Below are 25,898 nucleotides of genomic sequence, written 5' to 3'. Positions count from 1 at the left end.
CAGCGGCGGGGAAAGCGGGTGGGCGGGGGGAACGCCGCCCCTTCTACCCGCCGCCGCCCTCGCCGGACACGGGGCCGGACCCGGGGGACAGGCGGTCAGTCGGCGAGATCGTGGTCGCGGACGGCGGCCAGTTTGTCGGCGAGCAGCCCCTGATAACGGGCGACCGTCTCCGCGAACGCGGGGCGGTCGGCGAGGTTATGAAACTGCTGCGGGTCCGCGTGCATATCGAACAGTTCGATCCCGCCGGAGGCTTCCTCGTTGTATTGAATGAACGCATATCGGTCGTCGCGGAGCAGGAACCCCCGGCGGTTCGGCGCCACGCAGAAGGCCCGCTCCCGGACTGCGGCGGCCGGGTCGTCCAGCAGCGGGGAAATGTCCTCGCCCTGCAACCGGGCCGGCGGCTCGAACCCGCACAGGCTCAGCGTGGTCGGGAATAAATCGAGCAGCTCCACAAACCCGTCGCAGACCGCCGGGGCCTTGCCGGGCACGCTGACGATCAGCGGCACCCGGGCCGACTCCTCATGCAGACTGACCTTCGCCCAGAAGTCGTGCTCGCCGAGGTGATAGCCGTGGTCGCTGGTGAAGATCACGATCGTGCGGTCCCGCCGGCCGGATTCTTCCAGGGCCCGCATCACTTTGCCGACCTGGGCGTCCATGAAGGCGACGGAGGCGTAGTACCCGCCGAGGGCCTTCCGCTGCTTGCGGAGGTCCATCTGCATGTTGACGCTCGTCTTATAGTTGATGCCGGACTTGGGGATATCGTCCCAATCGTGCTCCAGCCGCTCCGGCAGGGCGAGTTTTTCGTAGGGCAGGAACGGTTCGAAGTACGGCCGGGGGGCGACGAACGGCACGTGCGGCCGTACGAACCCCACGCCCAGCCACAGCGGTTCGTCCCGCGGCCGCGAGATCAATTCAACGGCCTTGGCGGCCGTCATGCCGTCGGAGTGGGCCTCGTCGCCGGCGTCCGCCTCGACGACCACGAACGTGTTCCCGCCCACCACGGGCCTTGTGCCGTCCGGGTTGCCCTCCAGCGTTTCCCCGTCGCCGGCCGCCCGCCATTCGGGGCCGGGGCTGTTGTAGCGTTCGGTCCAGCTTCGGGCATCGTCCGCCTCGTCGTAAGCCCGCGGGTCCGTCACCCCCTCCCGCAGCTCGACGCCGCCGGGAACGCCCATGTGAAAAATCTTGCTGACGCGGGTCGAATGATAGCCGCGTTCCTTGAAGAACTCCGGCCACGTCTGCCGGTCGACGATCTGCGGCCGCGGGCTGACGTAGCCGAACACCCCGGTGGCGTGCGGGTAATACCCGCTGAGCAGCGACGCCCGCGACGGCCCGCAATAGGTCGCCTGGCAGTAGGCTCGGGTGAACCGCGTCCCCTCCGCGGCGAGGGCGTCGATGTTCGGCGTTTGACAGACCGAGTTGCCGTAGCAGGACAGCGCCCCGGCGGTGAGGTCGTCCGAGATGAGGAACAGCACGTCGTACGGTTCGTCCGCCGCCGCGTCCGCCTCGCCGGCGCTAACCGCCCCGGCCCTCGGCCCGACCAGCACGAACGCCGCGGCGACGAACCCCGCCGCCAGTCGGACGGGGGACGAGAGAGTACGAGACATCGGCGGCGCGTTCCGAACGGGGGGCGAGCGAGGCAGGATAAACGACCCCGCCCTCAATCACCGCCCCCGCCGCCCGCCAGATCGGCCGCCGGCCTGTCGACGCCTCAAGTGATCCACCGCCGGCGGGTGCGAGGGCGGGGCATCAAGCGGACTGCTGATCGGATACGCGACGACGCATTATCACGGCAGCCCGAGGCGCGAGCCGAGGCGGTTCGACATGGCCAACGTCACCCGACCTCGGCTCGCGCCTCGGGCTGCCGTCATTCGACGCCACGATTTACGCCGCCGCCGTTTCGGGCGGTTCGCCGGAGAACAAAAAGCCCGCTCGGTTCGTCACCTTGCCGAACGGCGGCACGTCCACGGCTTCCACCCGATGCCGCACGACCTCCAGCCCGGGATCGGTGCGGGCGCGGTGCTTGGGAGGCAGGACGTCGAGTTCGTCGGCGTCGTACGTCCGGCGCGTTTCGATGCGGCGGAGGAAAACGCCCCGCTTAAAGAACGGCGGGAAGTCGTTCCAATTGACGCCCTTGCCCATGAGTAAATCTTGCATCTCCCGGCCGGAGCGGCCGTGCAGTTCCTCGTGCGAATAGAACGCCCGGGCAGCCATGCTGACGCTGTTCTTCGTCGCGTCCCGCTCCCGCCAGAGAAACGCGTCCGCCGCGTCCTCCCGTGTGGGGACGGCCCACGCTCGGGCGTCGAAGTGCGGGAGACGGTCCGCAAACGTCGGCAGGACCGCAGCGACCTGCTCGTTAAATGAAACCGTGGCGAGCCCCGCGAGCACGGAGGCGAGCTTTTGCACGCGGCCGTCGAAAAACGCTGTCGATATGTCGGTCTCGTCGAGCCACAGCAGGCTGATCTCGTCGGACTGCGTGTAGGCGGCCAACGCGGCGGTTCGCTCGACGAGGCCGCGGGCAGTCTCCCGCATGCACCGCGACATTCGCGGGTCGTACGGCCGCTCCATGCCCCGCGTGAATTTCGAGAACCCGCGGCCGTCCACCCGGGCGAGGATCGGCAGCCGCGGCAGGAGGCGGCGGTCGGTCTCCCGCCGCTCCAGGTCTTTCATGCGGTCGCCGAGGGCGGTGCGGTCGGTCATGGTCCCCGTCCGACACCGCCCGCCGCCCCCCGTTCGCCGGGTTCCGCCCGCCACGGCGATTCGACGAACCGGCCGCCCTCGATCCGCACGAACCGCAGCGCGTCGAACCCCTCGGCCAGCGTGGGCAGTTCCAGTTCGTTCCGGCGGCCGCGGACGCCGGCGTCCGGCACCCGCGCCCGGCCGGCGCGTGCCGCGTTACGGGCCAGGCAGGGTTCGATCTTCGACTCGAAGAACAATCCGACGACCTCGTACCCGGCCCTTTTGGCGGCCGCGATCGTCGGTTCGCGCTCGGCCCGTGTGACGTTGGTCGCGTCGTGCGCGAAGGGGGTCTGCGTGTCGATCGCCGCCGCCAGCAGCCCCGCCAGCCGGCGCCGCGTCTTCAATTGATCGCGGCTCAACCGGAGGTGCGTCTCCCACAGAACCTCCCGACAATACGTCGACTTGCCGGAGCCGGGGATCCCAATCAAAACGATCGCCTGCATCCGCGGAGTTTACGGTTCGGCCCCGTCGGCGGCGCGTTCGATCTCGGCGGCGTCGATTTTAATCATCTGCATCATCGCGTTCATGGCCCGCTCGGCTCGCTGCGGGTCGGGGTCGGCGATGAGTTCCATCAACCGCTTCGGCACGATCTGCCAGCACAGACCCCAGCGGTCCGTGATCCAGCCGCAGGCCATCGGGGAGCCGCCGTTTTCCAACAGCGCCGCCCACAGCCGGTCGACCTCCGCCTGGTCTTCACAGTGGATTTGAAAGGAGACCGCCTGCGTGTGCGGGTAGCCCGGGCCGCCGTTGAGGATCACGTACGGCGCCCCGGCCAGCGTGAACTCCACGGTCAACACCTGGCCGGCCGGGCCGCTGGGGGTGTCGGTCGGGGATTTTAAGACCCGGCCGACGCGGGAGTTCGGCAGCAGCGAGGTATAAAACGCGGCGGCCTCCTCGGCGTCGCCGTCGAACCAGAGGCAGGGGACGGGGGGCGTCATGGAACGGCCTTCTGAAATGATTCTGTCGGGATGAACGGGGGCGTCGCCGGCGCAGCGTCGCGTGCCGGCGGCGCCCGCCCCGCCTCACTCGGCGGCGGCGGGGGCGCTGAGGGCCTTGCTGTAGTAGCCGGAGGGGTCGAAGCAGCAGACCCGTTTCGCCCCGCCGGCGAGCTTCTCGCAAGCGTCGCCGATCCGCTTAGTGCGAGTCGCCGGCCGCTTGGCGGAGACGACCCAATGCACCCAGTCCACCCGGGCCAGCGTCGTCGTCGCGTCCCATGTCCGCCGGGCCGCGGGGGAGGCTGTCAGGGCCTCCTGCAGATCGTCCGGGACCGCCGGTTCCGGCTCCCGCTCGACGGGCTGCAGTTCAATGGAAACGACCTCCCCGACCGCCGCCCCCGCGGCTTCCGACAGCGCCCGGTCGATCCTCAACCAGTGGCTCTGTTGGCCGTCCGGTTCGAGCGTCTCCTGAAAGGGCACGCCGTTGAGCGTCCCCTCCACGGTCGTCCGCCCCCGCCGAGGCAGCGTGGCGCTGACCTCCTTCGGCAGCACGACGAACGCCCACCCGCCGCCGCCCGCGTCCGCGGGGCGGAGCAGTTCTGCCTCGAACCGGGCGGTTGGGTCGACCTGCGGCATTTATATTCCTTCAAGGTATGATTGAAAACAGTGCCCGGCGGAGGCGACGAGCAGGAGTCGTTCGCGGCGTTCCATCAGCGGAGCGGACTACGATCGGAGGGGGAGCGCTCGGGCGGGGGGCCGTGAACTACGCGCAGTCGTCGGTTTTTGAACGCCAGCAGCGGACGCTCCAGGAGCCAGTAGGAGAGCAGCGCCGCGGCGAACGTCGCTGCCAAGCCGTTCGGGAACGACCGTAGACGCTCGAAGCCGTCGACGTGCGGACCGAGAAATAATTGCTGCCAGAGATACACGCCGTAGGAGATCCGACCGAGCGCGACGAGCGGGGTCCAGGCGAACCAGCCGCTGAGCGGGCCCGGCGTGCCGAGTTGCGACACAATGAGCGCGGACGCCGACAGGCAGACGCCGGTCAGGCGGATCGATTCGGCGATGGGCCCGCCCCCGCCCAGCGTGATCCAACTGACCAGCGCCGCCGCGGCCGTTCCGGCGAGCAGATCACTGCGACCGGGCGTGGTCCAGAAATCGAACAGGCTCGGCCGGACCTGTTCCAGCAGGGCGAGGGCGCAGCCGACCAGCGGGGCGTCGAAGCGGAAGTCGGTGCGCAGGTACAGCGCCGCCGGGGAGGCCCAGCCCTCCGCGGCGGCCGCCGTTCGCCAGACGGTCACGGTGACGACGCCCGCCAACGCCGCCCCGAGCCGGACACGGTCCCGTCCCGGCAGCAGCACGATGACGAACGGCCACAGCAGATAAAACTGCTCTTCGATCGATAACGACCAGAGATGCGCCGTCTCGTGGCCGCGGCCGACCAGATTGCGAAGATAAAGCAGCGAGGCGGCGAAACTGTGCCAAGGGCAGTCCGGGAGGAACCCGGGCAGCGCCAGCAGGCCGACGACCGCCAGGTACAGCCACAGTGCCGGAAACAGCCGGACGGCCCGCCTTGCGTAGAACAGCTTCAGCGCGATCGTTCCGGTGCGCCGCTCCTCCGCCAGCAACAATCGGGTGATTAGATACCCGCTGAGCACGAAGAAAATCGTGACCCCGGCGCCCCCGGCCGCCGAGCCGACCGAACGCCACGAACTGAACTCGTCGTAAATCACGCTGTGGGCGAACAGCACCATGCCCACGGCCGCTCCCCGCAGACCGTCCAGGCCACGCAGATAACCGCCCGGCGGCGAGCGACAGGCGACGGCGGCGCTCATCCCGGCCTCACCGCACCCGCGAAAACGCATATAAAAACTCCCGGCCGATCTGGGCGGTGCGTTCGTCGTAGCGTTCCGCTTCGGCGGGGGTGTCGTCGGCGACCTTGGGGTCTTCGTAGGGCAGGGCGAAGCGGGCGGCGGCGCCGGGGACGATCGGGCAGGCCTCGTCGGCGTCGGTGCAGACTATGATCGCCGCGAAGTCCGCCCGCGGGTTCGGGGCCTCGTCGTATTTCTTCGAGAAACAAACCGACGCCGGCCGCGTCTCGCCGAGCGTCACCGTGTAGCGGGGGTTCGCCTCCGCTCCGTTCGATTCAATCTCGAAACCGGCCCGCTGGAGGGCGGCGACGGCGCGGGAGTTGAAGGCGGTCGCCTCCGTGCCGCCGGAGAAGGTTTTGACCTCGTCCACCCCGTAATGCGTCGCGGCGACCGCCGCCCAGAGCTGGCCCAGATGGCTGCGGCGGGAGTTGTGCGTGCAAATAAACGTCAGCCGGGCCGGCTGCCCGGCGTCCCGCTGGGCGCGGACGTAGGCCGCCAGGCGCTCCAGGTCCGCCTTGCGGGCGGCGGGGATCTGATCGAACTCGTCGACCCGGGCGGAGACGTAGTTGGTGAGCTCGGGCGTCATGGCGGAGGATTCGGCGTCGGCCCCGGCCAACAGCGCGAGCGTCAGCAGGGCGGCGGAGGGCATGACGGCGGTGTCAGAGGCGGAGCGACGCTTAACGGGGCGTCGACGCGAAGCGGGCGGCGTCCGCGGAGCCGCGGTCGCTCCGCGGGGCGGCGGGACTCTTCGGGCCGGGCGCGGCGTGCTGGAGGCTCGGCGTGACGAGCGCGGGCGGCCGCGGGGCGGCGGGGGCCGGGGCGGTCAGCCAATCGACGACCCGCCAGTCCATCCAGCGGCGGTCCGCGTCCGGGTGATCGCCGCGGGGCTCGCTGGCGATGTAGCCCAGGTGGCCGCCGCCTTCGCAGACGTGGATCGTCACCCCGGCGCCCGGCGTGAGGCCGCGGACCACCTCGGCGGGCACCAGCGGGTCGTCCTCGGCGGAGAGGATCAGCGTGGGGGCGTCGATCCGGCGGACCAGCGGGGCGGCGCTTTCCCGGGCGTAGTAGTGGTCGACCGATTCGTATCGCCAGCCGGGCACGGTGACGGCGGCGTCGAAGTCGCGCATGTTCCTCGGGCGGGCGTTCAGTAGGTCCCTCACCCGCCGCGAGCAGATTGTCGGGGTGTTCGCCACGTGCCGGGTGAGGTGCTTGGCGAAGTAGCGATCGTAAAACCGCTGCACCGGACCGGTGAGGGAATCGCAGCAGGCGGCGAGGTCCGCGGCGGGGTTCACGACGACCCCCCGCAGCGGGACGTCCGGCAGCGCCCAGGGGTGCTGCGCGTCGGGCGGGGCGCCGGGGACGGCCCCCGCCGGCCCGTCGCCCGGGGCGTCCGCGGGGCGGTCGTCGGACCCGCTTCCGGTCGGGTCGTCGGACGCGTTCCCGGTCGGATCGCCTGCGGCTCCCGACCCGGCGCGCTGGGCCTCGGCGTGTTCGCCCAGGGTCTTCAACACCATGTTCCCTCCCATCGAGAACCCCGCCAGCCCCAGCGGGGAGCCGGGGCAGAGCCCGCCGGGCCCGCACAGGAACCACGCCGCCGCCCGCACGTCGCCGCTGAGGCCGGCGTGGTACGGCTGGCGGGAGAAGTCCGCCCCGGCGCCGCAGGTGCGATGGTCCATCCGAACCGCCCGCACGCCGAGGGCGGCCAACTTGGCGGCGATCCGCACCATGTACGGGCTGTCCGCGGAGCCTCCCAGCCCGTGCACCAGCAGGGCGACGGGGTCGCCGAGGGACCAGTCCGGCGGCGTCAGATCGTGCAGGGCGAGGGCGTCGCCGTCTCCCAGATCGACCCGGTGGCGGCGGAAGCGGGCGCCGGGCAGGGGGGCGAGAAAAGGTGCCGTGCCGGTCCAGTAGACGGCGGCGAGGGTTTGCGCGTGTCCGCCGCGCAGCAGTCGATGCGGCCGAAAGGGCGGCGGATCGAACGCGGGGGCGCCGGCGGGGTCGGGCATGGGGGCGCCAGACGCGGCCGGCCTCGGGGCGGCGGAGCGGATCAGCGGCCGGTGGGCGAGGACTGGCAACGCGGGCGAGGCGCGGCGGGAACGGGCGAGCGGGATCGGGACGAACGGGACCGGGGCGAACGGCGTTCCCATTGTGACCCACCGCGCCCGCATCGGGCAACGCGACGGGCGGTCGGAGCCGACCGGCGGCGTCCGGTTCCCGTTCCTGACGAACGCGCCGGCGACGGCGACTTTCCCGTCGTCGGCGAACCCGCCCCGGGCGCCGCAAACGCCGCTTCCGTCGAGTTTCCGGGGGTTCGTCGGATCTTCACGGCGATCCGAAAGCGGCGTTCACGCGGTGGGGGACACTGCCCCCTTGTCGGACGCAAACGGCTCGCCGCGACTGCCCGACCGCCGGTCCGAAATCGACCGCCGTCCGCCCCGCCGCCCGGCGGGAGGGTTCACTGAAGCTTCACACGGCGCCCGGTCGTTCCCTCACGTCGCACCGGGAAACTCCCCCAACTCCGAGTGAAACCCGGTCGATCCCGGGCCTCGCTCGGGGGAAGTCCTGAATCCCTCCGGAAGCATCGGCCTCCCCGCGAGGCCGTCGGGGCGCCGCGAAAGCGGCTGTGGCGTGCGTCCGGCCGGCCGTTCGTCGCTCGCCCTCGGGCGTCTTCCCCCCTCGCCTCTCTTCTCAGAAGTCCACCCTCGTCATGCAACGTCGTCTCTCCTCCGCCGCGGCCCCCGTTCAGGGAACCCGGAAGGGGTTCACCCTGATCGAGCTGCTGGTGGTCATTGCGATCATCGCGATCCTGGTTTCGCTGATCATCCCGGCCGTCAACAACGCCCGGGCCGCGGCGAACAGCTTGAAGGATAAGTCCAACCTGAAGAACATCGGCATCGGCCTGCACAGCTTCGCCACCAACGACCCGCTGGAGCGGTTCTGCACCGGCGCCTACGACTTCCGCCGCGACGGCTGCCCGGACACCTACGGCTGGGTCGCCGACATGGTCAACAGCGGCGCCGCCAGCGGCCAGGACCTGACCAGCCCGATCAGCGACCTGAAGGGCTCGGAGAAGCTGAACGACCTGCTCGGCAACGACACCACCGACGGTCGGGACGGCGCCCCGGCGAGCCGTCTGCAGGCCGGCATCTGCGGGAACGGCACCGTCGACCCCGCCGACGACTTCGACGGCTCCGCCGCCAACAGCCCCGAGCGGGCCGCCGTCGTCTCGCAGATGATGGAAGACGGCTACACCACCAACTACGCCGCCAGCTGGTGGCTCGTCCGGAGCGGTCCGAAGCTGCAACCGGGCGTGACCGTCCAGACGATCAGCGCCACCGGCAGCCTGAAGGGCCTGTCCGGGACGCTGGGCCCGCTGACCCGGACCCGCTTGGAAAACAGCAACATCCCCTCCAGCGTCGTGCCGTTCCTGGGCGTCGGCGCCTCCGGCGACACCGACGAGGCGATTCTGGAAGCGGACATCCCCGGCAAGCTCGGCGCCGGCGAGCAGCTCGCCGAGGCCTTCAACGACGGCCCGGCCCACTCCGCCGACGGCAGCAGCGTGACCCTGATGGATAACGGCGCCGGCGTGACGATCTCCTCCGTACTCGCCCCGTTCAAGCAGGGCGGGATCCTGGGCGGGCTGCCGAACGGCGACAGCATCGCCGCCACGAACGATACCGCCGCCGGCGCCGCGATCTATCTGCAGGACACCCGCGACTGGTTCGCCTGGGGCGGCACCGGCAAGAAGAAGCACGTCAACCTGCTCAACGGCGACGGCTCCGTCATCCAGGTGCAGGACCAGAACGGCGACGGCTTCCTGAACCCCGGCTTCGCCATGGCCTCCACCGCCACCGTGGCCGCCGACGGCTTCACCGGCAGCGACGTCGAACTGCCGCCCAGCATTTCCTGGAACGGCCCGCTGCTCATGCAGGACGAGGGCGCCTTCGGCAAGGGCATCACGGAAGACTGAACCCCGCCCGGCGGGCTCGACCCGCCTGACGGACCTTCCATGACGAACGCGGCGGCCGGGGTTCTCCCCAGCCGCCGTTTTCTCATGGGAGCCTCACGGACGCGTCCCTCACTCGCCGCCGCGGCGGGCCTCTTCCAATAACCCCGACAACTGGGCCAGCTTCTCCGGCCCGAGGTGGCCCAACTGGGTGCGGTGCAGGGCGAGGATCGGCTCGGCCAACTCCGCCAGCAGCGTGCGGGCTTTGTCGGTGGGGAACACCCGCACGCTGCGGCGGTCCTCGGAGCAGCGCCGACGTTCGGCCAGCCCCAGCCGTTCCAGGCGGTCCGCCAGGCGGGTCACGTCCGGGGCGTGGGTGACGAGGCGGTCGCCGATCTCCTTGATCGCCAACCCGTGAAAACGGGTGCGGTCGCACCGCTGAGCGACGGTCTCCGCCCCCACGAGAATTCGCAGGCAGTTATACAGCGGCTGCGACAGGCCCCGGGATTTGAACAGCTCGTCGAACTGCCGGGCCAGCACGTCCGCGCTGCGGATCAGGTTCAGGTACGCCTCTTCCTCGGCGTGCTGGAACGGGAGCCGCTTGCCGAGATCCGCCGCCAACCCGGTCGGAGCCGACCCCTCCGGCCCCGCGGCGTCGCCCGGCGCGGCGTCGCCCGACGCGGCGTCGCCCGACGCGGGGGCGTCCGGCCGGGGAACGTCCGGCGAGAACGGGCCCGCGAGGGACGCGTCCGGCGGGGGGGCGTCCGGCGAAGAGGCGGTCGGCGGCGGGGCGGGCTCGGTCACTCAGTTATGATGACGACCCGACCCGTATCGACAACGCTCTGACGAGAACAAGAGCGTCGGGGAATCCCGGGGGACCGTTGAGTCCCCCCGCCGACTCAGATCGGACGACGGGCCGGATTGCCGGGAACTCTGCCGCCGGCCGCGGCGTCCGGGGGCCGTCCCCGCCTCCTCTCACCCCCGCGCCGCCGTGTTCCGCCCCCGCTCGCCCCGCATTTCCCGCCCCTTCGCAGCGGCACGACACCTCGCATCGCCCCGACGCCGGCTCGCCGGGCTGCCGCCGTTGGCCCTGCTGGCCGCCCTCGCCCTCGCTCCGACGCTGAGCGGCTGCGTTGAGGAGGCCCGCGAGGCCGCCGTCGTCTCCGCCCCCGCGGACGAGGTCGCCCCCGCCGAGGCCTCCCGTCCGTCGTCCGGCCCGGCCGCCGCTCCTCAGTCGAAGTGGGACAGTGGCGGCGCCCCCGGCCAAGAAATGGCTGAAGGAGAGGCCGACAGCGACATGCCGGTGGACGCCTTCGCCGCCGACGCCGCCGGGCTTCCGGCCGACGTGCCGATGTTCGAGAGCGTCCAGCACCCCGTCTCGCTCAATTCCCTCGAGACGGCGGCGCCGGCGGAGCCGATGGAGGGGATGCCGCTGGCCGCCAACGCCCCGGCCCGGGGCGCGACGCTCAAGTCCGAATCGCGGGGCCTGCGGCTCAATGCCCTGCGGGACGCCGAACGGCTCGGCGAACAGGAGGTCGAGCTGCAAACCGAACTGCTCGTCCGGGAACGGAAATCGGACTTCAGCCGCGAGCAGTACGCCCCGATTCCGGAGAACCGCTTCCTGTCCGCCAAGGACACGCCGCTCTCCACCTTCGCGGTCGATGTGGACACCGCAAGTTACGCCAACGTGCGTCGGTTCCTCAACGGCGGCCAGCTGCCCCCGCCGGGCGCCGTGCGGATTGAAGAACTCGTCAATTACTTCCGCTACGACTACGAACCGCCCTCGGCCGAGGGGGCCCCTGCCGAGGGAGACGGGGACGAAGAATCCCGCCCGTTCGCCGTGCATGCGGAGGTCGCCTCCTGCCCGTGGGCGACGGACCACCGCCTGGTCCGCATCGCCCTGAAGGGTCGGGAGATGGAGACCGACGCCCGCCCGCTGTGCAACCTGGTCTTCCTGCTGGACGTCTCCGGATCGATGGATTCGGCCGATAAACTCGGCTTGGTCAAACAGGCGATGACGTTGCTGACCCAGCAATTGGGCGAGAACGATAAGGTCTCCATCGTCGTCTACGCCGGCGCCAGCGGCTTGGCCCTGCCGCCGACCGGCGGCGACGACCCGCAGGCGATCATCGACGCGTTGGACAACCTCGCCGCCGGCGGGAGCACCAACGGCGGGCAAGGCATCGAACTGGCCTACCGCACCGCCCGGGAGAACTTCATCAAAGGCGGCGTGAACCGCGTGATTCTGTGCACCGACGGCGACTTCAACGTCGGCGTGACCGACGACAGCTCCCTGGTGGAAATGATCGAGGAAAAGGCCAAGGCGGGCGTCTCGCTGACGGTCCTGGGCTTCGGCACAGGCAACTACCAGGACGCCAAAATGGAGCAGCTCGCCGATAAGGGCGACGGCAACTACGGCTATATCGACGACATTCGCGAGGCGAAAAAGATGCTCGTCGAACAGCTCACCGGCACGCTGGTGACGATCGCCAAGGACGTGAAGATTCAGGCGGACTTTAATCCGGCGGCGGTGAAGTCCTACCGCCTGATCGGCTACGAGAACCGCAAGATGGCCGCCGAGGACTTCCGCGACGACGCCAAGGACGCCGGCGAGATCGGCGCCGGGCACTCCGTCACGGCCCTCTATGAAGTCGTCCCCGCCGGCGCCGACGAAGAGGCACCCGAGACGCCGCAGTCCAAGTATCAAACCCCCGGCGAGCCGACCGACGCCGCGATGAACAGCGGCGAACTGCTGACGGTCAACCTGCGTTATAAAGCTCCGAACGCCACCAAGGAGGACCCGGCGACCGAGTTCAACGTGCCCGTCCCGGACTCGATGAAGGCCTTCGAGGAAGCGAGCGCCGACTACCGCTTCGCCGCCGCCGTGGCCGCCTTCGGCATGCTGCTGCGAAACAGCGAGCACAGCGGGACCGCCAAACTCGGCGACGCCGCCGCCTGGGCCGAGGCCGCCGTGGGCGAAGACGCCGGCGGCTACCGCGAAGAGTTCGTCGGCCTCGCCGAACAAGCCGCCCGCCTGGGCGACCGATAAGCGGCCGGCCATTTTCGTCCCCCCTCTCCCTCGAGGGAGAGGGGCCGGGGGTGAGGGTGGGCGAACGATTCGCCCGTCCCCGCTCATGCAGTAACGAACTGGGCGACGGGAGAGCGAGTCGGGCCGTGAACGGCGTGCGGGAATCACCGCCCCCTCACCCCCGACCCCTCTCCCCCAAAAGGGGGGCGAGGGGGGACGAGTTAACGAAACCCCAGAAGGTTCGCCCCGCTCCTCCCCCCTCTCCCTCGAGGGAGAGGGGCCGGGGGTGAGGGTGACGCACGGTTTCTACGTCCCCGCTTTCTGGGGTGACGAACCGGCCTTCGGGCGAGCAAGGCGGACCTTGAACAACGTGCGGGAATCACTGCCCCCTCACCCCCGACCCCTCTCCCCCAAAAGGGGGCGAGGGGAGAACGGCGTCCCTGTTGCACGCTCATCCCGCCTCTCGCCCGGTCGGCGCGGCGGCGGTAGGATCGGCTTCGGCTCCCGCGACGGCGGGCGGTTGCGGGGCCCTCCCGCATCCCCCGAGGCAGGCGAGTTGGTATGAGCGTGAAGTTTTCCTGCCCGGCCTGTGCGGCGTCGATCGTCGCCCGGGAAGACAAGCTCGGCCGGCGGGCCCGCTGCCCGAAATGCGGCGAACCAATTATTGTGGGCGGCGGGGAGGCGCCCTCGGCGCTTCGGGACGCCTCGTCGATCGTCGTCGCCCCGGACGACCCGACCGCCGGCGGCCCCGCGGCAGACGACGCCTTCACCGGGGAGGTCCCGGAATTGATCCCCGGACTGCCGACCGGCCCGAGCGCCGTGCGGCCGGTCGCCCGGACGCGTCGGTCGCGGTCGCGGGGCGGCAAGCCGCCGGTGGGGATGGCCTGGAAATTAGGCGGGGCCGGCGCTGCGCTGACGCTGATCGCCGCGGGCGTCGGGGCCGCGTTCTACTTTGGTGCGGGGGACGAGGAACCGGAGACGAACCCCGCCCTCGCCCGCCTGAACGACGGCGGCGGCATGAGCGCCCGCCTGCCCGTCGACGACGTGGAAGAAGATCTCGCCGACGGCTTCGCCCTCGCCGGCATGAACGGGGCCGGCAGCGGGCTGCCGCCCGGCGAGGAATTGTCCATTCCGGAGGTGATCGCACGCGTCTCCCCCGGGGTGGTGCGAATTACGATGTATGACGAGGACGGGGACGAAGTCGGGCTGGGCAGCGGGTTTGTGGTGGGCGGCCCCGGTGCCGACGGGTCAGCCGCCGACGGGTCCGGGCTGGTGGCGACGAATTATCACGTGATCTCCGAGGGCGACCGGGCCGTCGCCCACTTCCGCGACGGCCAGGAGCGGGAGGTCGTGGGCGTCCGCGGCTGGGACGCCCAGCGCGATCTCGCCGTGTTGGAACTGGAATCGCTGCCCGCCGGCGCCGTCCCGCTGCCGCTGGCCGAGACGCTTCCGCTCGCCGGTTCCCAGACGGTCGCGGTCGGCCACCCGGGCGGGTTTCAATTCACCACGACCGCCGGCATCGTCAGCGCCCTGCAGCGGACCGACCAATTGCCGGACGGCGCCCGCCAGTTCCTCAGCGCCCCCGCGGATCAGATGTGGGTGCAGACGAACGCCACGATCTCCGGCGGGAACAGCGGCGGCCCGCTGCTGAATCTGCGGGGCGAGGTAATCGGCATCAATACTTGGGTGGTGGGCGAACGCGGCCTGGGCTTCGCCGCGGCCGCCTGGGACTTGGGGGAGTTAATTCGCCGGGCCGACCCCGAGCCGACGGCCTTGGCCGACCTGCCGTCCGACCCCGGCGGCCTGGGCGGCGGCGGGCCGCTGGAGCAGTTCATGGCGGGGCTCTCCGGCGAGGTGGAGGCGACGCTGACCACGCACCAGCGGCGGATGGAGGAGTTCGCCGTTTCGTTCTCCACGGTCGAATCCCCCGCCGACCTGCTGGCCCTGCGGGACCAACACCCCGCCCGCCAGACCGCCGACGACCTGCTGACGCTGGCCGAGGAGGAACCGACCTCCGCGGAGGCCCGCTCCGCCCTGCTGGCGGCGCTGATGGTGGGGCGGTCGATCGTCTCGGACGAGGAGGAGGGCCGCGTGATCGCCGCCGCCGGCGAGGCCCTGCTGCGGGACCACGGCAAGGACCCCGAACTGCGGGTCGTCCCCCTGATGCTCGGCGGGTCCGGCCGGCCGGAGGCGCACGACCTGCTCCGCGAACTCCGCACGGCGAGCCCCTTCCGCGACATTCAGGGGATGAGCGTCTTCGCCCTGGCCTCGGCGCTGGTTCGGTCCGAAGAATCGACCCCCGAGCAGGCCGACGAGGCGGTCGCGCTGCTGGAGGAGACGATCAAGGATTACGGCGACATCACCCTCGAGGGCACGCCCCTGGACGCCGCCGCCGCCCCGTTGAAGTACGTCGTGGAGAACCTCGTCCCCGGCCGCCAGCCGCCGGCGATTACCGGCAAGGACTCCGAGGGCGAGCCGATGGCTTTAGAGGATTTCCGTGGCCGGGTCGTGCTGCTGGACTTCTTCGCCGACTGGTGCCCGTATTGCACGGCGATGTATCCGCAGGAGCGCGTGCTGGCCAAAAAATACGAAGACCGCCCCTTCGTGATCCTCGGCGTGAACGGCGACGACCCGGACCGCCTGCGGGAGATCCGCGAGGACGGCAGCGTGACCTGGCGCACCTGGGCCGACGGCCCCGGCGGGGCGATCTCCGAGCGCTACCGCGTCTCCAGCCTGCCGACGCTGTTTTTGATCGACGCCGACGGCCGCATCGCCGAGAAATACGAGGGTGCCCCGGACCACGAGGAACTGGTCGCCCGCATTGAAGAACTCGTCAAAGAAGCCGAGGCGAACGGCGACTGAGGGCGGGGAAGCTGGACTCCACAGAAGAACTCGCTAACCGGTCGCCCCGACATCCCGCAGTTCGGCGCCGTCAAAGTTAATGTCGTAACTCAGTTCGTACTCGCCGGATTCCCCGGTCAGCAGGCTCCAAAGTTGCGGACGTCCGGTGACCGTCTGGAGCGAGCGACAGATCCAAATCTCCGGCTCGACCCACTCGGCCGGCGGGGCGTGGCCGTCGGCGTCTTCGCCGGCCAACCGTTCGAACAACGCCCGTTCCGCCTGTGGCAGTAGGTCTGATAGGCGTGTCAGCACGAACCGGGCGAGGTCGAGATCGGCCGCGGACGGCGGCGGCGGCTCCGGCGTCGGGAGACGGCCGACCACCCACAGCGCCAACGTGGATAGGCAGCCCCGTCCCGGCTCCGGAGGACGTGTATCGAGTCTGAGTTTGAGCGGCCGGCCGAAGAACGTGCCGAGTTCCGCCGGCACGCGGACGCACCGGCCGTCCTCCGGGTCGGCCGGGCTTGAACGGAGCGCAGTAAGGGTCGCGTCGACCGGAGACGGAGCGTTCATTGCGGGCGGCATTGTGCGTTCTCAACTGACGACGATCCACGGGGCCGGCGTCGAGTCGCTACGCTCACGGGATGTCGCTCCTCCTACTCGCTGCACTCTTCGCCGCCCCGCCCGCGGACGCCGACGCTTGGCCGCGGCATACGATCGACGCCTCTTCCCGCGGGGCGGACGGGGTGCGGCTGGCGGACGTCGACGGCGACGGCCGGCTTGACGTCGTCACCGGCTGGGAGGAAGGCGGAACCGTGCGGGTCGCCTTCGGGCCGCCGCTTGAGCAGGTCCGCCAGCCGTGGCCGAGCGTGGCCGTCGGCCGCGTCGGCTCGCCGGAGGACGCCGTCGCGGTCGATCTGGACGGCGACGGCCGGCTGGAGGTTCTCTCCTGTTCCGAAGGCCGCACGCGGCGGCTGTCGGTCCACCATGCCGCCGGCGATCCGCGGGACGCGGACAGTTGGACGACGACCCCGCTGGGCGATTCGGACGGCCGGCAACAGTATATGTTCGCCCTCCCATGGCCGGAGGAGCAGGGCGGCGGGGTGATCGTCGCGGGCAAGGGGCCGGGCGCCGCAATTGAATGGTGGCGGCCGGGCGCCGACCCGGCCGACTGGGCCGCCTGGCGGGCGACGCCGCTGCGGCCGCTGGGCTGGGCGATGTCCCTGCGGGCCGAGGATATGGACGGCGACGGCGACCCAGACCTGCTGCTCACCGACCGCCGCGGCAACCGCCGGGGGGCCGTCTGGCTGGAGTTCGACCCGGCCTCGGCAGGGTGGGAGGAACACCCGATCGGCGCTGCGGATCTTGAACCGATGTTTCTGACGGTCGCCGATCTGGACGGCGACGGCGACCGGGACGTGGCCGTCGCCGCCAAAGACGCCGGACTGGTCCTCTTCGGACGTTTAAACGCGACCGGCGACCGCTGGCGCTCTCGCACGCTCGCCCTGCCGGACACGGCCGGCGGCGGGAAGGGCGTCGCCGCGGCCCGGACCGCCGGCGGACTGGAAGTGTTCGTCTCCTGCGAACACTCCGGCGGGAAGTGTTCTATTCTGCGATTTCATTTTGATCCGGGGTCGGACGTCTGGACCGCGGCCCCGACGGTCGATTGCCCGGCCGGCGTGACCGGCACGAAGTTCGATCGGCTCGAACTGCTCGACCTGGACGCCGACGGCGACCTCGACCTGCTCGCTTGCGAGGAGCGCGAGAACCTCGGCGTGATCTGGTACGAACGCCCCGGTCCCGCGGCGGGAGATTCCCATTGAACACGCCCCGGACGTCGGGGGCGTCCGGGGCGGCGTTTCCTGCGGACGCTCGGCGGATTATTTGCCGACCTGATCCTGCTGCACGCCCTGCCAGGCCTGGGCGGGGGGCAGGCCGAGCTCCTGCCCCATCGGATCGAGCCATTCGCTCTTGAAGGTGCCCTTGCCGTCCGGGCTGGCGCCCTGGCTCCAGGCGCCCTGCGTCGGCTGACCCTTGTCGCGTTTGGTGCCGTAGAACGTGTAATTCACGCTCTGGTTCTCCTCGGCCTGCGGGAAGGAGTTGGGGATCGGGTGGGCCTGTTTGCCGCCGACTTCCTCCCAGACCGCCAGCCACTGGTTCTGGTGCATCGTGTCCCGAGCGATCATATATTTCAGCATGTCCTTCATGCCGGGGTCGTCCGTGTAATTGTGCAGCTTGACGGCCAGCATGCGGCCGGTCGATTCGGCGGTGACGTTCGCCAGCATGTCCGCGGCGATGTTGCCGCTGGCGTACACGTGGCTGGCGTCGAAGGGCACGCCCTGGCTGTCCATCGGCATCGCGGCCAGCGTGGTGGACAGAATGTGCCGGGGATTCATCCCGCCCAGCACGGCGGCGACGGCGGGGTCCTTCGCCGCTTCCTCGACCGTTTCGTTCGGAGCCCCCTCCAAGTTCAAGGCGACCGCGGTGGCGAGCATCTCGATATGCCCGATCTCCTCGCAGGCGGTCTCCAGCAGCATCGACCGGTACTTCGCCGGACCGCGGGCGCCCCAGGCCTGGAAGAGATACTGCAGCGCAACCCGCATCTCCCCCTCGACCCCGCCGATCGCCTGTTGCAGGAGTTTGGCGAACAGCGGGTTCGGCGTCTCGACCTTGACGGGATATTGCAGTTTGCTGTCGTGGTAGAACATCGCTCTGGGTCGACGGGGAGAAGCGGGGAGGGAAACGAGCCGGCCGCCGGCACGTTAATAGCTCGCCCCGAACCGGCGGCGGGGGCCGCTCGGCGTCGACGCCTGGGGCGTGTCACGGCGGGGCGATCCCGACAGGAAACGACCCGCGGGGCGTCTCCGGCCGGCGCGTCCGGGGTTCGCCCCGTGCAGCGCTCGGCAAGACCCGGGCCAGTCCGGACCGGCCCGGGACGACGTGCGGAGAAGTGCGTGGGCGAACGCCGAGGGATACGCTCGCGGGCATGCTCGCCCTCAACCCTTCGCTCCTGGCCGCTGCGTCCGTCGTTTGGGTTCTCGCCGGACCGGCGGGGGTTCCCGCCGCGGACGCCGTCGTCCCGGAGACGCCGCTGACGACGGCGAACTCTTGGGCGTTCGACGCCCCGGACGATCCCTACACCGACGCGGCGCTGCTTGATCTGCGTGCGCTCAACGAAGCCCAAAGCGGGCAGAGCGGGTTCGTGCGGCTGTCGGAGAACGGGATGTCCTTCACCCTGGGGAACGGGGAGCCGGTGCGGTTCTGGGCCGTCGGGACCGACGCCAACCGTTTCGACCCGGACCAGATGGACCGCCACGCCCGCTGGCTGGCCAAGCGGGGCGTGAACCTCTGCCGGCTGCACGTGACCGTCGCCGCCCACGAGGAAGGCGACGCCCTCGCCGACGTGAACGACGAACTGATCGCCGGCTGTCATCGCTTTATCAAAAGCTGCAAGGACGCCGGGATCTACGTGCTGATCTCTCCCTATTACGCCCACTTCGTGGCCCCGAAGTCCTGGAACCTGCCCGGCGGGACGCCGCGGATGGAGGGGCTCGTATACGTCGATCCGAAGGTGCAGGCCGCCTATAAGGTTTGGACAAGGGAGTTTTACGCCCGCGTCAACCCGCACACCGGGCTGTCGATCGCCGAGGATCCGACAGTCGCGATGCTGCAGATCCTCAACGAGGACAGCCTGCTGTTCTGGACCGCCCAACGGCTGCCGGAGCCGTACCGGGAGATCCTCGCGGACGCCTATTCAAAATGGCTGACGGAGAAATACGGCTCCGTCGCCGCCGCCTGGGCTGCCTGGGGGGACGGCTATAAGGGCAAGGACGATCTGGACGACCTCGAAAACGGCCGCCTCGGCCCGCTGCGGCCGTACGACCTCACCCTCGACGCCGCCAAACCCGCGGAACGGGCGTTGCGGAACCGCCTCAAGGACACCGCGGAGTTCCTCGCCCGTTATCAACGCGACTTCTACGCTGAGATGGGCCGCTATCTGCGGGAGGACCTCGGCTGCAAGCAGGTGTTGAACGCGACCAACTGGCGGACGGCGAACGACGCCAAATTGAAGGGGCTGGAACGCTACAGCCTCGCCGCCCTCGATTGGGACGCGGAGAACGAATACGTCGGCAGTGACTATCAACACCGCGGCGAGAACGACAGTTACCGCATCGACCCCGGCCATTATCTGGTGAACGAATCGGTGCTCGGCAAACCGTTGGAGATGTGCACGAACTTCCGGCAGCGGAAGGGGGCACCGTTTATCGTCACCGAAACCGCTTGGAAGAACCCGAATCGCTATCAGAGCGAGGGGCCGTTCCTCGTCGCCGCCTATCAAAGCCTGACGGGCATCGACGGGATCGTCTGGTTCGCCATGCAGACCCCCGGCTTTGAAACCGATCCCAACAAGCCGTTCTGGCAGATCGGCGATCAGATGTCGGTGCATAAATGGAGCCACGGTTACCCGGCCCAGACGCTCGGTTTCCCGGCCGCGGCGCTGCTGTATCGGCGGGGCGATTTACAGCAGGCCGACCCGGTGATCCTGGAACGCCGGACCGAGGGGGAAGTGTTCGACCGCCAACCGCCGCGGCTGACGGACGACGAAACCTACGGCGACGCCCGCGACCAGCCGGAACTGCGGCCCGACTGGACGCCCGGCAAGCGGGCCGGCGGTGCGGAACTGCCGCGGGCGGCGTTCCTCGTCGGCCCGGTGGTGGAGGAGGTCGTGCCCGCGGGCGCCTCCGGCGAGGACGTCGTCTCGCCCTATCTCGACAAGCAGATCGACCGGGCGGCCGGCAAGATTCACGCCGCGACCGGCGAATTGATGTGGGACTACAAACAACAAATCTGCGTGATGGAGGGCCCCCGCGCCCAGGGTGTGACCGGCTTCCTGAAGGACGCCTCCGGGCTGTTCGTGCTGGAGGACGTGACGATCGAGAGCCGGAACGACTACGCCACCGTGCAGGTCGTGAGCCTCGACGACGCTCCGCTGAAGGACAGCGAATCCGTGTTGGTGCAGGTCGTGACCGCGAACCGCCTCACCGGCTATCGCACCGAGCCGGCGACCTTCGCCGTGGGCTCCGGCGACAACGCCTATGAGGTGGCCGGCGAGCGGATCACGAACATCGGCAAAGCCCCGCTGCGGCTGGCGAACGCGCAGGTGGCGGTGACGATGGCGAATCCGAAGCTGACGGAGGCGGTGATCCTCGACGTGAACGGCTATCCGGTCCGCACGCTGCCGATTGTTGGAGGCCGGTTCGAGATGCCCGCCGACGCGGTCTACGCCGTGCTGCGGCCGGGCCGGTAGACTGCGGGCATGTCCGCCGTCGCCGAAGCCCCGCCCGTCGCCGCCCCCGTCGCCGGGGAGGAGAGGCCCGCCTCCCGCCCCGCCGCGGCCCGCCGGTCGGCGGCGCCGGGGCTGACGGTGGCGGATCTGCTCGCCAAGTTCGGCCCGATTCCCGCCGGCCGGGTCGTCAGCGACCCGGCCCCGGGGACCGCCACGCCGGCCGATCACGAACGGCTCAACGCCGCCGGTCGCGGAATCTTCGAGTTGATTGACGGAACCCTGATCGAGAAACCCGTGAGCGACCTGTCCAGCTGGCTCGGCGGCGAACTGTTCCGCCTGCTCGCGAATCACGTCGTCGAGGGGAAGCGGGGCTGGGTGCACCCGGCGGACGGATTCTTCGAACTGCCGGACGGGCTGCGGGCGCCGGACGCCTCCTTCACGCCGCGGGCTGCCCGGCCGGAGGGCTTGCAGGAACGCGGCTACTCCGACGTCCCCCCGGCGCTGGTGGCGGAGGTCATCTCGCCCGGCAACACGCGGCGGGAGATGGAACTGAAGCGGTCGGTTTATTTCGCCGCGGGGGTGCAGACGATCTGGGAGGTCGACCCGCTGGCCCGCACGATCACCGTCTGGACCGGCCCGGACGCGGACACCGTGCTGCGCGAGGGCGACACGCTGACCGGCGCCCCCACGCTGCCGGAGTTTTCGCTGCCGCTGAGCGACCTGTTCGCCGAGGCGGCAGGGTGAGCGGCCGGCCGCGACGTCGGCGGGGCCTTAGCCGACGGCCGGCGTGCTGATTCTGATCCTACTTTTCCTGATCGGCGCGGCGTTCGTATTCGTCCCGGTGGCGTGGGGGGCGGTCCTGCTACAGGTCGCGGACCGCCTCTTCATGCGGCGGGAGCCGTTGGAGCAGATCCCCCGGGGGCGGGCGTTCTTGTGGGGGTATCTGATGGGCTTTGCGGCGATCGGCGCGGGCATCCCCGGCGTCCTCCTGTTAATGACGCTAGAGGAGCAAGGGATGAACTCGCCGGTCTCGATCGGGATCGCCCTGCTGGCGGCGGCCGGGACCGTGCACGCGGCGGTGGCGGGGGTCTTGTGGAACGCCCTGCGGCGGGACGCGGAGCCGCTAAGGGCGGCGGTCGTCGCCGCGGGGGCAGCGGCGGTGTGGCTCGCCGGGCTGGCACTGGGATACGCGGCCCTGCTGTGGGGGTTCCGCTCCCTATAGCGGCAGCCCGAGGCGCAAGCCGAGACCGGGTGAGCCGAGGAACGTCGCTCCGCCTCGGCTCGCGCCTCGGGCTGCCGATCGGTCGGAGAGGGCGACCCGCCTCAGCGGTTCCAGGGCATTTTCGCCAGGAGCAGGCCCATCCCGCAGGTGTCCGTCAGGCCGGCGAAGGTCAGGCCGGCGCCGACGAACGCCGGCAGGCCGGCCCAGTAAGGGTGCGCCGTCAGGGCGAGGATTGAACCAATGAGCACTAGCGAACCGGCGGCGATCCGCACCTGCCGTTCCAGCGAGATCGACTTCTTCCCCCGCGCCACCGGCAGGCCGGCGGATTCCCAGGCGGGGGTGCCGCCGTCGACGCTGATCGCCTCCAGCCCCGCGGCCCGCAGCGTCTCGACGGCCCGGACGCTGCGGGCGCCGCTCTGGCAGATCGCCAGGATCGGTCCGTCGCCCCGCAACTCCTGCTTCAGCAAGGCCGGGTCGAGCCGGTCCAGCGGGACGTTGCGGGCGCCCTCGGCGTGCACCCCCCGGTACTCCGGCCCGGTGCGGACGTCGATCAGCACGCCGCCCTGTTTCAACCGCTCGGCGGCGTCATGGGGAGAGATCGAACCACGCCCGAGGGAGCGGTTCCCTTCGGCGGCGGGGGACGCGGCGGCGACGGACATCGGCGAGAGAGCGAGGGGCGGGGCGGACTCCGATGGCTCCGGCGAACCGATGGTCCGCCGGAGATCGGGGCGACGGGGCAGCTTACGGCTTCAGCATCGGGGCGCCGTCCGGGGCGACCTTCTGGTGACAGTCGTTGCAGTTGGCGACCAGCGATTTCCACGCGGCCTGCGTGCGCTGCCAGTCCTTGGCGTCGGCGGCGTGGGCCAGGTCCAGCGCCGCCTGCTGGGCGGTGCGGGTCAGTTCCGGCCAGGCGGCCTTGTGCTCGTCGCCGATCTCCCGGATCGCGGCCAGGTTGATGATCTCCGCCCCCGCCAGCGCGTCGTGTTTGATGCCGGACCAGGCGCGGGCGTCGGCCGGCTCCTCGGCGACCTTCTTCTTCAGCGATTTGTACAGCGGCTCGTTGAACAGCTCCATTAATTCGTGCATGTCCACCACCGGGGCGGGCAGCGTTTGCGGGGCGGTCTTGGGAACCTCGTCCCGCGCCGGCGCCGGCGCCGGCGCTGCAGCCGGGGCGGGGGTGCGGGCCGCGAGGGCGACCGCCGCGACGGCGCCGAGAGCACCGACGGTCGCGGCGGCGCGCAGCCGACTGCGGTGGAGCGAGCGTGGCATCAGGAGTCTCCTGGTCCGGGGGCGTTGCGAGGGGGAGGGACGGTCAGGGACCGCGTCCCCAGTTTGTAAAGGCCGGGTCGGCCGCGATTGGGGACGAACCCGGGCGTTGCGGCGCTTCTATCCCTGAGCGGCCGCCGCGAAGGCTTGGCGGGCGGCGGGGGAGGTGGGGGCCTGCGGCAGGCCGCGGAAGTGGCCGCGGAGGGCCTTCAGGGCGTAGCGTTCCCGGTCGATCTCCGCGACGGTCCGCACGCCCAGCCGACGTAGGACCGTCACCGGCGGGCGCCAGCCCTGCACGGCGTGTTGCAGCAGGAAGACCGTCACGGCGCCCGGCAGGAACAGCCAGCGTTTGTCGACCGTCGCCCCCAGCACGACCCCGGCGAGGGCCAGCGTGGAGGCGTTCGCTTCGAGGACCCGCTCCACGTCCCACTCGGCGTCCAGTTCGTCCAGCCGCCGGTCGATCACCGCCGGGCTGGCCATCGCCAGCCGGGCGACCCGTTCCCCGGCTTCCCCGGCGATGCGGGCGTTGACGTGCTCCGCGGTGTGCTGAGGGACGCGGACGCTGCTGTCGGGAATCATCGGGGGACTCGATCGGTAAGCGAAACGACCGAGGGTGGACGGTTCGAGCCGCCCGTCCGAGGAGTACGTCCCACGCGTCCGCCCCGGTGACAATCGCAGGATTCGCCCGCCCTTACGCCGCCCGACGCGCGCCGCCTGGCGGCGACGGCGAAGCGGGGGGCGCCGATGAGGTCGGCGGAGCGTCGCCTGTCGGCTCCTCGGTCCCGTCGGCGGCTCGCAGGCCGGTCATCTTGGCGAGGGAGTAGCTCTTGTAGGAGCCGTCCGGGTGGCGGATCAGCAGGAAGGCCCCGCCGGGGCCCTCGCCCAGCGTCTCCAGTCGGCCGCGGCGGGGGACGCCGTGGTAGTCGAAGCAGAGGTCGCCGGTCGGCACCAGCGGGGTCAGTTGGCAGAGGGCGTTGTGGCTCAGGCGCATGGCGTCGGCTCCGGCAGGGTGTGTGTTCTATTGTACACCAGTGCGAGATCGGTTGTAGGGGTGAAAGAGGAGACGGCATCGGGGCGATTCGGGGATCGTTCGGGCGCCCTAGGGTCCGGCCGAACGCGGCGGCGGCGTGACCTAGGGTCGTCGGTTCCGCCCCCCGCGGCTCGTCCTCGCACCGATGCGTCCCCCCTGGCTCGACTCGTTCCCCTCCCGCTGAATCGGCTGGTCTGCGACGGCCCGCTGCCGACCGCCATCTACGCCCCCGCCGGCTCCGGGCGGGGCGGGGCGGAGCGCTCCGTGCTGCTGCTGGCGAAGGGGGCGGAGCTGAACCCGACGCTGCTGACGCGGTTGCACGACCGGGGCGTGCGCGACCTGATCGTCGACGAGGACTTCCTCGCGGCGATCTCCAAACCGGATGCGGTTCCCGTCCGCGACGACGCGGGGCCCCGGGAGCCGGTGCCGGTCGCCGCCCGCCGCCGGCTGCCGCCGGACGCGCTGATCCACGAGATCACCCGGCCGGCCGGCCCCTTCACCCCCGAGCGCGAGCGGGCCGCCCGGGCCCGTCGCGACGCCCTGGACGCCGGCCTCAGCAACCTGTTCGCCGGGGTCGACGCCCTGGTCGCGGGGGACGCCGCCGCGGGCGCCGCCGTCGCCCGCGGCCGCGGCGGGCGGACGCTCAGCCGGCGGATCGACGGGCAGGGATTGCGGACGCTGTCCGTGCAGTCCGTCGCCGATCTGTGTGCGGACTTCGACCTGTTCACGATCGTCGGCCTCGCCCGCCCCGTCCCGCACGCCGCCGCCGGGGAAGAGGACGCCGGAGAGCAGGCCGCCCGAGAGAAGCACGCCGGAGCCGGCGAACGGGGAGAACCGAACGAGGCCCCGTCGCTCCGTCCGCGGACGTTCGCCCGGGTGCGGGAGCACGCGGTGCGGACGGCTCACCTCGCCCTGACGATCGGGGCGGTGGCGGGGCTGCGACGCTGGGAACTGGAGCAACTCGCCATGGGCTGCCTGGTGCACGACGCGGGCATGCTGCGGGTCGACCCGACCCTGTGGAACGGGCCGCACCGGCTGGATCGCGCCGCGTTCGCCGCCGTCGCCGAACACCCCCGGCACACGCTGGAGCTGCTGCGCGGCGCCGTCGGCGTGCCCGCCGGAGCCCGGGCGGTGGCGGTGCAGATCCACGAGCGCGCCGACGGCAGCGGCTATCCCTTCCGGCTGCGGGACGGCCGGGTGCATCGGCTGGCCCGGCTGGCGGCGGTCGCGGACGCGTACTGCGGTATGACGGCCGATCGGCCGTATCGCCCGGCGCTCTCCTCCCACGACGCCGTCCGCGTGCTGGCCGCCGACGCGGTCCGCGGCCGCTTCGACCCGGCGGCGGTGCGGGCCTTTCTGGAGGCGGTCGGCGTGTTCCCCCCCGGCACGGAGGTGGCGCTGTCGGACGGCCGCTGCGGTCGCGTGATCGCCGCCGACCGCAACCGCCCCGCCGGCCCCCGGGTGGAGCTGTGGGATCCCTTCGAGAACCGCTTCACCGGGGAGATTCTGGACCTCGCCGCCCGCACCGCCGATGTGGCGTGCGTGCTCGGCTGGAGCGACCGGGCCCGCGTCGTCTCCGCCGGCAAGCCGCTGAGCCGCCGCGCCCCGCGCGCCTGAGCCCGCCGACCGTTCGATCGAGTCTCCGGCACAGCGCGTTCTCCGTGAGCCCGAAGCGCAAGCGAGGCGGGACGACTCCGACCCTCGCACGCGCTCTGGGCTCACAGGACCCGCGCAACCTCCCG

Annotated in this window: 23 protein-coding genes; 8 read left to right on the top strand and 15 right to left on the bottom strand. The window is 70.9% G+C overall.

Annotated elements, in window-relative coordinates:
- Positions 1-95: 95 nt before the first annotated feature.
- From CA12_RS05290 to CA12_RS05255, 8 genes are all read right to left on the bottom strand, one after another.
- A complete protein-coding gene (locus CA12_RS05290; RefSeq protein WP_145357829.1) occupies positions 96-1,604 on the bottom strand; it encodes a sulfatase in 1,509 nt (502 codons plus the stop codon).
- A gap of 277 nt (positions 1,605-1,881) precedes the next feature.
- Positions 1,882-2,697 (bottom strand): tRNA(His) guanylyltransferase Thg1 family protein, encoded by an 816-nt coding sequence (locus tag CA12_RS05285; RefSeq protein ID WP_145357828.1) that lies wholly within the window; start codon positions 2,695-2,697, stop codon positions 1,882-1,884.
- Positions 2,694-3,179, bottom strand: coding sequence for an AAA family ATPase (locus CA12_RS05280; protein ID WP_145357827.1), 486 nt, complete (start codon positions 3,177-3,179; stop codon positions 2,694-2,696). Before CA12_RS05280 ends, CA12_RS05285 begins: the two co-directional genes overlap by 4 nt.
- Before the next feature lie 9 nt (positions 3,180-3,188).
- Positions 3,189-3,674, bottom strand: coding sequence for a VOC family protein (locus tag CA12_RS05275; RefSeq protein WP_145357826.1), 486 nt, complete (start codon positions 3,672-3,674; stop codon positions 3,189-3,191).
- An 84-nt stretch (positions 3,675-3,758) separates the two neighbouring features.
- Positions 3,759-4,307, bottom strand: coding sequence for a YdeI/OmpD-associated family protein (locus tag CA12_RS05270; RefSeq protein WP_145357825.1), 549 nt, complete (start codon positions 4,305-4,307; stop codon positions 3,759-3,761).
- Between the two features lie 74 nt (positions 4,308-4,381).
- Complete coding sequence (locus tag CA12_RS05265) at positions 4,382-5,503, bottom strand: acyltransferase family protein (protein ID WP_165700566.1); 1,122 nt, start codon at positions 5,501-5,503, stop codon at positions 4,382-4,384.
- A gap of 7 nt (positions 5,504-5,510) precedes the next feature.
- Complete coding sequence (locus CA12_RS05260) at positions 5,511-6,188, bottom strand: low molecular weight phosphatase family protein (RefSeq protein WP_207622150.1); 678 nt, start codon at positions 6,186-6,188, stop codon at positions 5,511-5,513.
- A gap of 28 nt (positions 6,189-6,216) precedes the next feature.
- On the bottom strand, positions 6,217-7,545 hold the full coding sequence (locus CA12_RS05255; RefSeq protein WP_165700565.1) for a YheT family hydrolase: 1,329 nt from the start codon (positions 7,543-7,545) through the stop codon (positions 6,217-6,219).
- Between the two features lie 701 nt (positions 7,546-8,246).
- Here CA12_RS05255 and CA12_RS22405 point away from each other — a divergent pair.
- Entirely contained in the window at positions 8,247-9,509 is a 1,263-nt protein-coding gene (locus CA12_RS22405; RefSeq protein ID WP_145357822.1) for a type II secretion system protein, read from the top strand.
- Positions 9,510-9,617: 108 nt separating this feature from the next.
- Here CA12_RS22405 and CA12_RS05245 read toward each other — a convergent pair whose 3' ends face one another.
- Positions 9,618-10,289 (bottom strand): MarR family winged helix-turn-helix transcriptional regulator, encoded by a 672-nt coding sequence (locus CA12_RS05245; RefSeq protein WP_145357821.1) that lies wholly within the window; start codon positions 10,287-10,289, stop codon positions 9,618-9,620.
- A gap of 187 nt (positions 10,290-10,476) precedes the next feature.
- Between CA12_RS05245 and CA12_RS05240 the strand changes: the two genes are divergently transcribed.
- Together CA12_RS05240 and CA12_RS05235 are read left to right on the top strand one after the other, a co-directional pair.
- Positions 10,477-12,534 carry a vWA domain-containing protein gene (locus CA12_RS05240; RefSeq protein WP_145357820.1) on the top strand — a complete coding sequence of 686 codons (2,058 nt, stop codon included), beginning with the start codon at positions 10,477-10,479 and terminating at the stop codon, positions 12,532-12,534.
- A 540-nt stretch (positions 12,535-13,074) separates the two neighbouring features.
- The gene (locus CA12_RS05235; protein ID WP_145357819.1) at positions 13,075-15,375 is read left to right on the top strand and encodes a trypsin-like peptidase domain-containing protein; all 2,301 of its coding nucleotides are present in this window, start codon (positions 13,075-13,077) and stop codon (positions 15,373-15,375) included.
- A gap of 33 nt (positions 15,376-15,408) precedes the next feature.
- Here the strand turns inward: CA12_RS05235 and CA12_RS05230 are convergent, their stop codons facing one another.
- Positions 15,409-15,924: a hypothetical protein gene (locus tag CA12_RS05230; protein ID WP_145357818.1), complete on the bottom strand. Its 516-nt coding sequence runs from the start codon at positions 15,922-15,924 to the stop codon at positions 15,409-15,411.
- 71 nt (positions 15,925-15,995) lie between these two features.
- Between CA12_RS05230 and CA12_RS05225 the strand changes: the two genes are divergently transcribed.
- Positions 15,996-17,174 carry an FG-GAP repeat domain-containing protein gene (locus CA12_RS05225; protein ID WP_145357817.1) on the top strand — a complete coding sequence of 393 codons (1,179 nt, stop codon included), beginning with the start codon at positions 15,996-15,998 and terminating at the stop codon, positions 17,172-17,174.
- Between the two features lie 57 nt (positions 17,175-17,231).
- Here the strand turns inward: CA12_RS05225 and CA12_RS05220 are convergent, their stop codons facing one another.
- The gene (locus CA12_RS05220; RefSeq protein WP_145357816.1) at positions 17,232-18,059 is read right to left on the bottom strand and encodes a manganese catalase family protein; all 828 of its coding nucleotides are present in this window, start codon (positions 18,057-18,059) and stop codon (positions 17,232-17,234) included.
- A gap of 278 nt (positions 18,060-18,337) precedes the next feature.
- Between CA12_RS05220 and CA12_RS05215 the strand changes: the two genes are divergently transcribed.
- The 3 genes from CA12_RS05215 to CA12_RS05205 are packed head-to-tail and all read left to right on the top strand — an operon-like array spanning position 18,338 to position 21,860.
- The gene (locus CA12_RS05215; protein ID WP_145357815.1) at positions 18,338-20,659 is read left to right on the top strand and encodes a hypothetical protein; all 2,322 of its coding nucleotides are present in this window, start codon (positions 18,338-18,340) and stop codon (positions 20,657-20,659) included.
- Positions 20,660-20,668: 9 nt separating this feature from the next.
- A complete protein-coding gene (locus tag CA12_RS05210; RefSeq protein WP_145357814.1) occupies positions 20,669-21,382 on the top strand; it encodes a Uma2 family endonuclease in 714 nt (237 codons plus the stop codon).
- Between the two features lie 43 nt (positions 21,383-21,425).
- Positions 21,426-21,860 carry a hypothetical protein gene (locus CA12_RS05205; RefSeq protein WP_145357813.1) on the top strand — a complete coding sequence of 145 codons (435 nt, stop codon included), beginning with the start codon at positions 21,426-21,428 and terminating at the stop codon, positions 21,858-21,860.
- Between the two features lie 101 nt (positions 21,861-21,961).
- Here the strand turns inward: CA12_RS05205 and CA12_RS05200 are convergent, their stop codons facing one another.
- The 4 genes from CA12_RS05200 to CA12_RS05185 form a co-directional block, all read right to left on the bottom strand.
- Positions 21,962-22,519: a rhodanese-like domain-containing protein gene (locus tag CA12_RS05200; protein ID WP_145357812.1), complete on the bottom strand. Its 558-nt coding sequence runs from the start codon at positions 22,517-22,519 to the stop codon at positions 21,962-21,964.
- Between the two features lie 82 nt (positions 22,520-22,601).
- Positions 22,602-23,129, bottom strand: a complete 528-nt coding sequence (locus tag CA12_RS05195) for a hypothetical protein (RefSeq protein ID WP_145357811.1) — start codon at positions 23,127-23,129, stop codon at positions 22,602-22,604.
- A gap of 117 nt (positions 23,130-23,246) precedes the next feature.
- Complete coding sequence (locus tag CA12_RS05190) at positions 23,247-23,705, bottom strand: hypothetical protein (RefSeq protein ID WP_145357810.1); 459 nt, start codon at positions 23,703-23,705, stop codon at positions 23,247-23,249.
- A 112-nt stretch (positions 23,706-23,817) separates the two neighbouring features.
- Positions 23,818-24,117, bottom strand: a complete 300-nt coding sequence (locus CA12_RS05185) for a hypothetical protein (protein WP_145357809.1) — start codon at positions 24,115-24,117, stop codon at positions 23,818-23,820.
- Positions 24,118-24,420: 303 nt separating this feature from the next.
- On the opposite strand from CA12_RS05185, the gene CA12_RS05180 reads away from it, so the two are divergent.
- Positions 24,421-25,773, top strand: a complete 1,353-nt coding sequence (locus tag CA12_RS05180; protein ID WP_145357808.1) for an HD-GYP domain-containing protein — start codon at positions 24,421-24,423, stop codon at positions 25,771-25,773.
- The last annotated feature ends 125 nt before the right edge of the window (positions 25,774-25,898 follow it).

This window comes from Alienimonas californiensis (genome assembly GCF_007743815.1).
GTDB classification, from domain to species: Bacteria; Planctomycetota; Planctomycetia; order Planctomycetales; family Planctomycetaceae; genus Alienimonas; species Alienimonas californiensis.
Note: the sequence above shows the minus strand (reverse complement) of the source record. Positions and strands in the feature narration are given on the sequence as shown.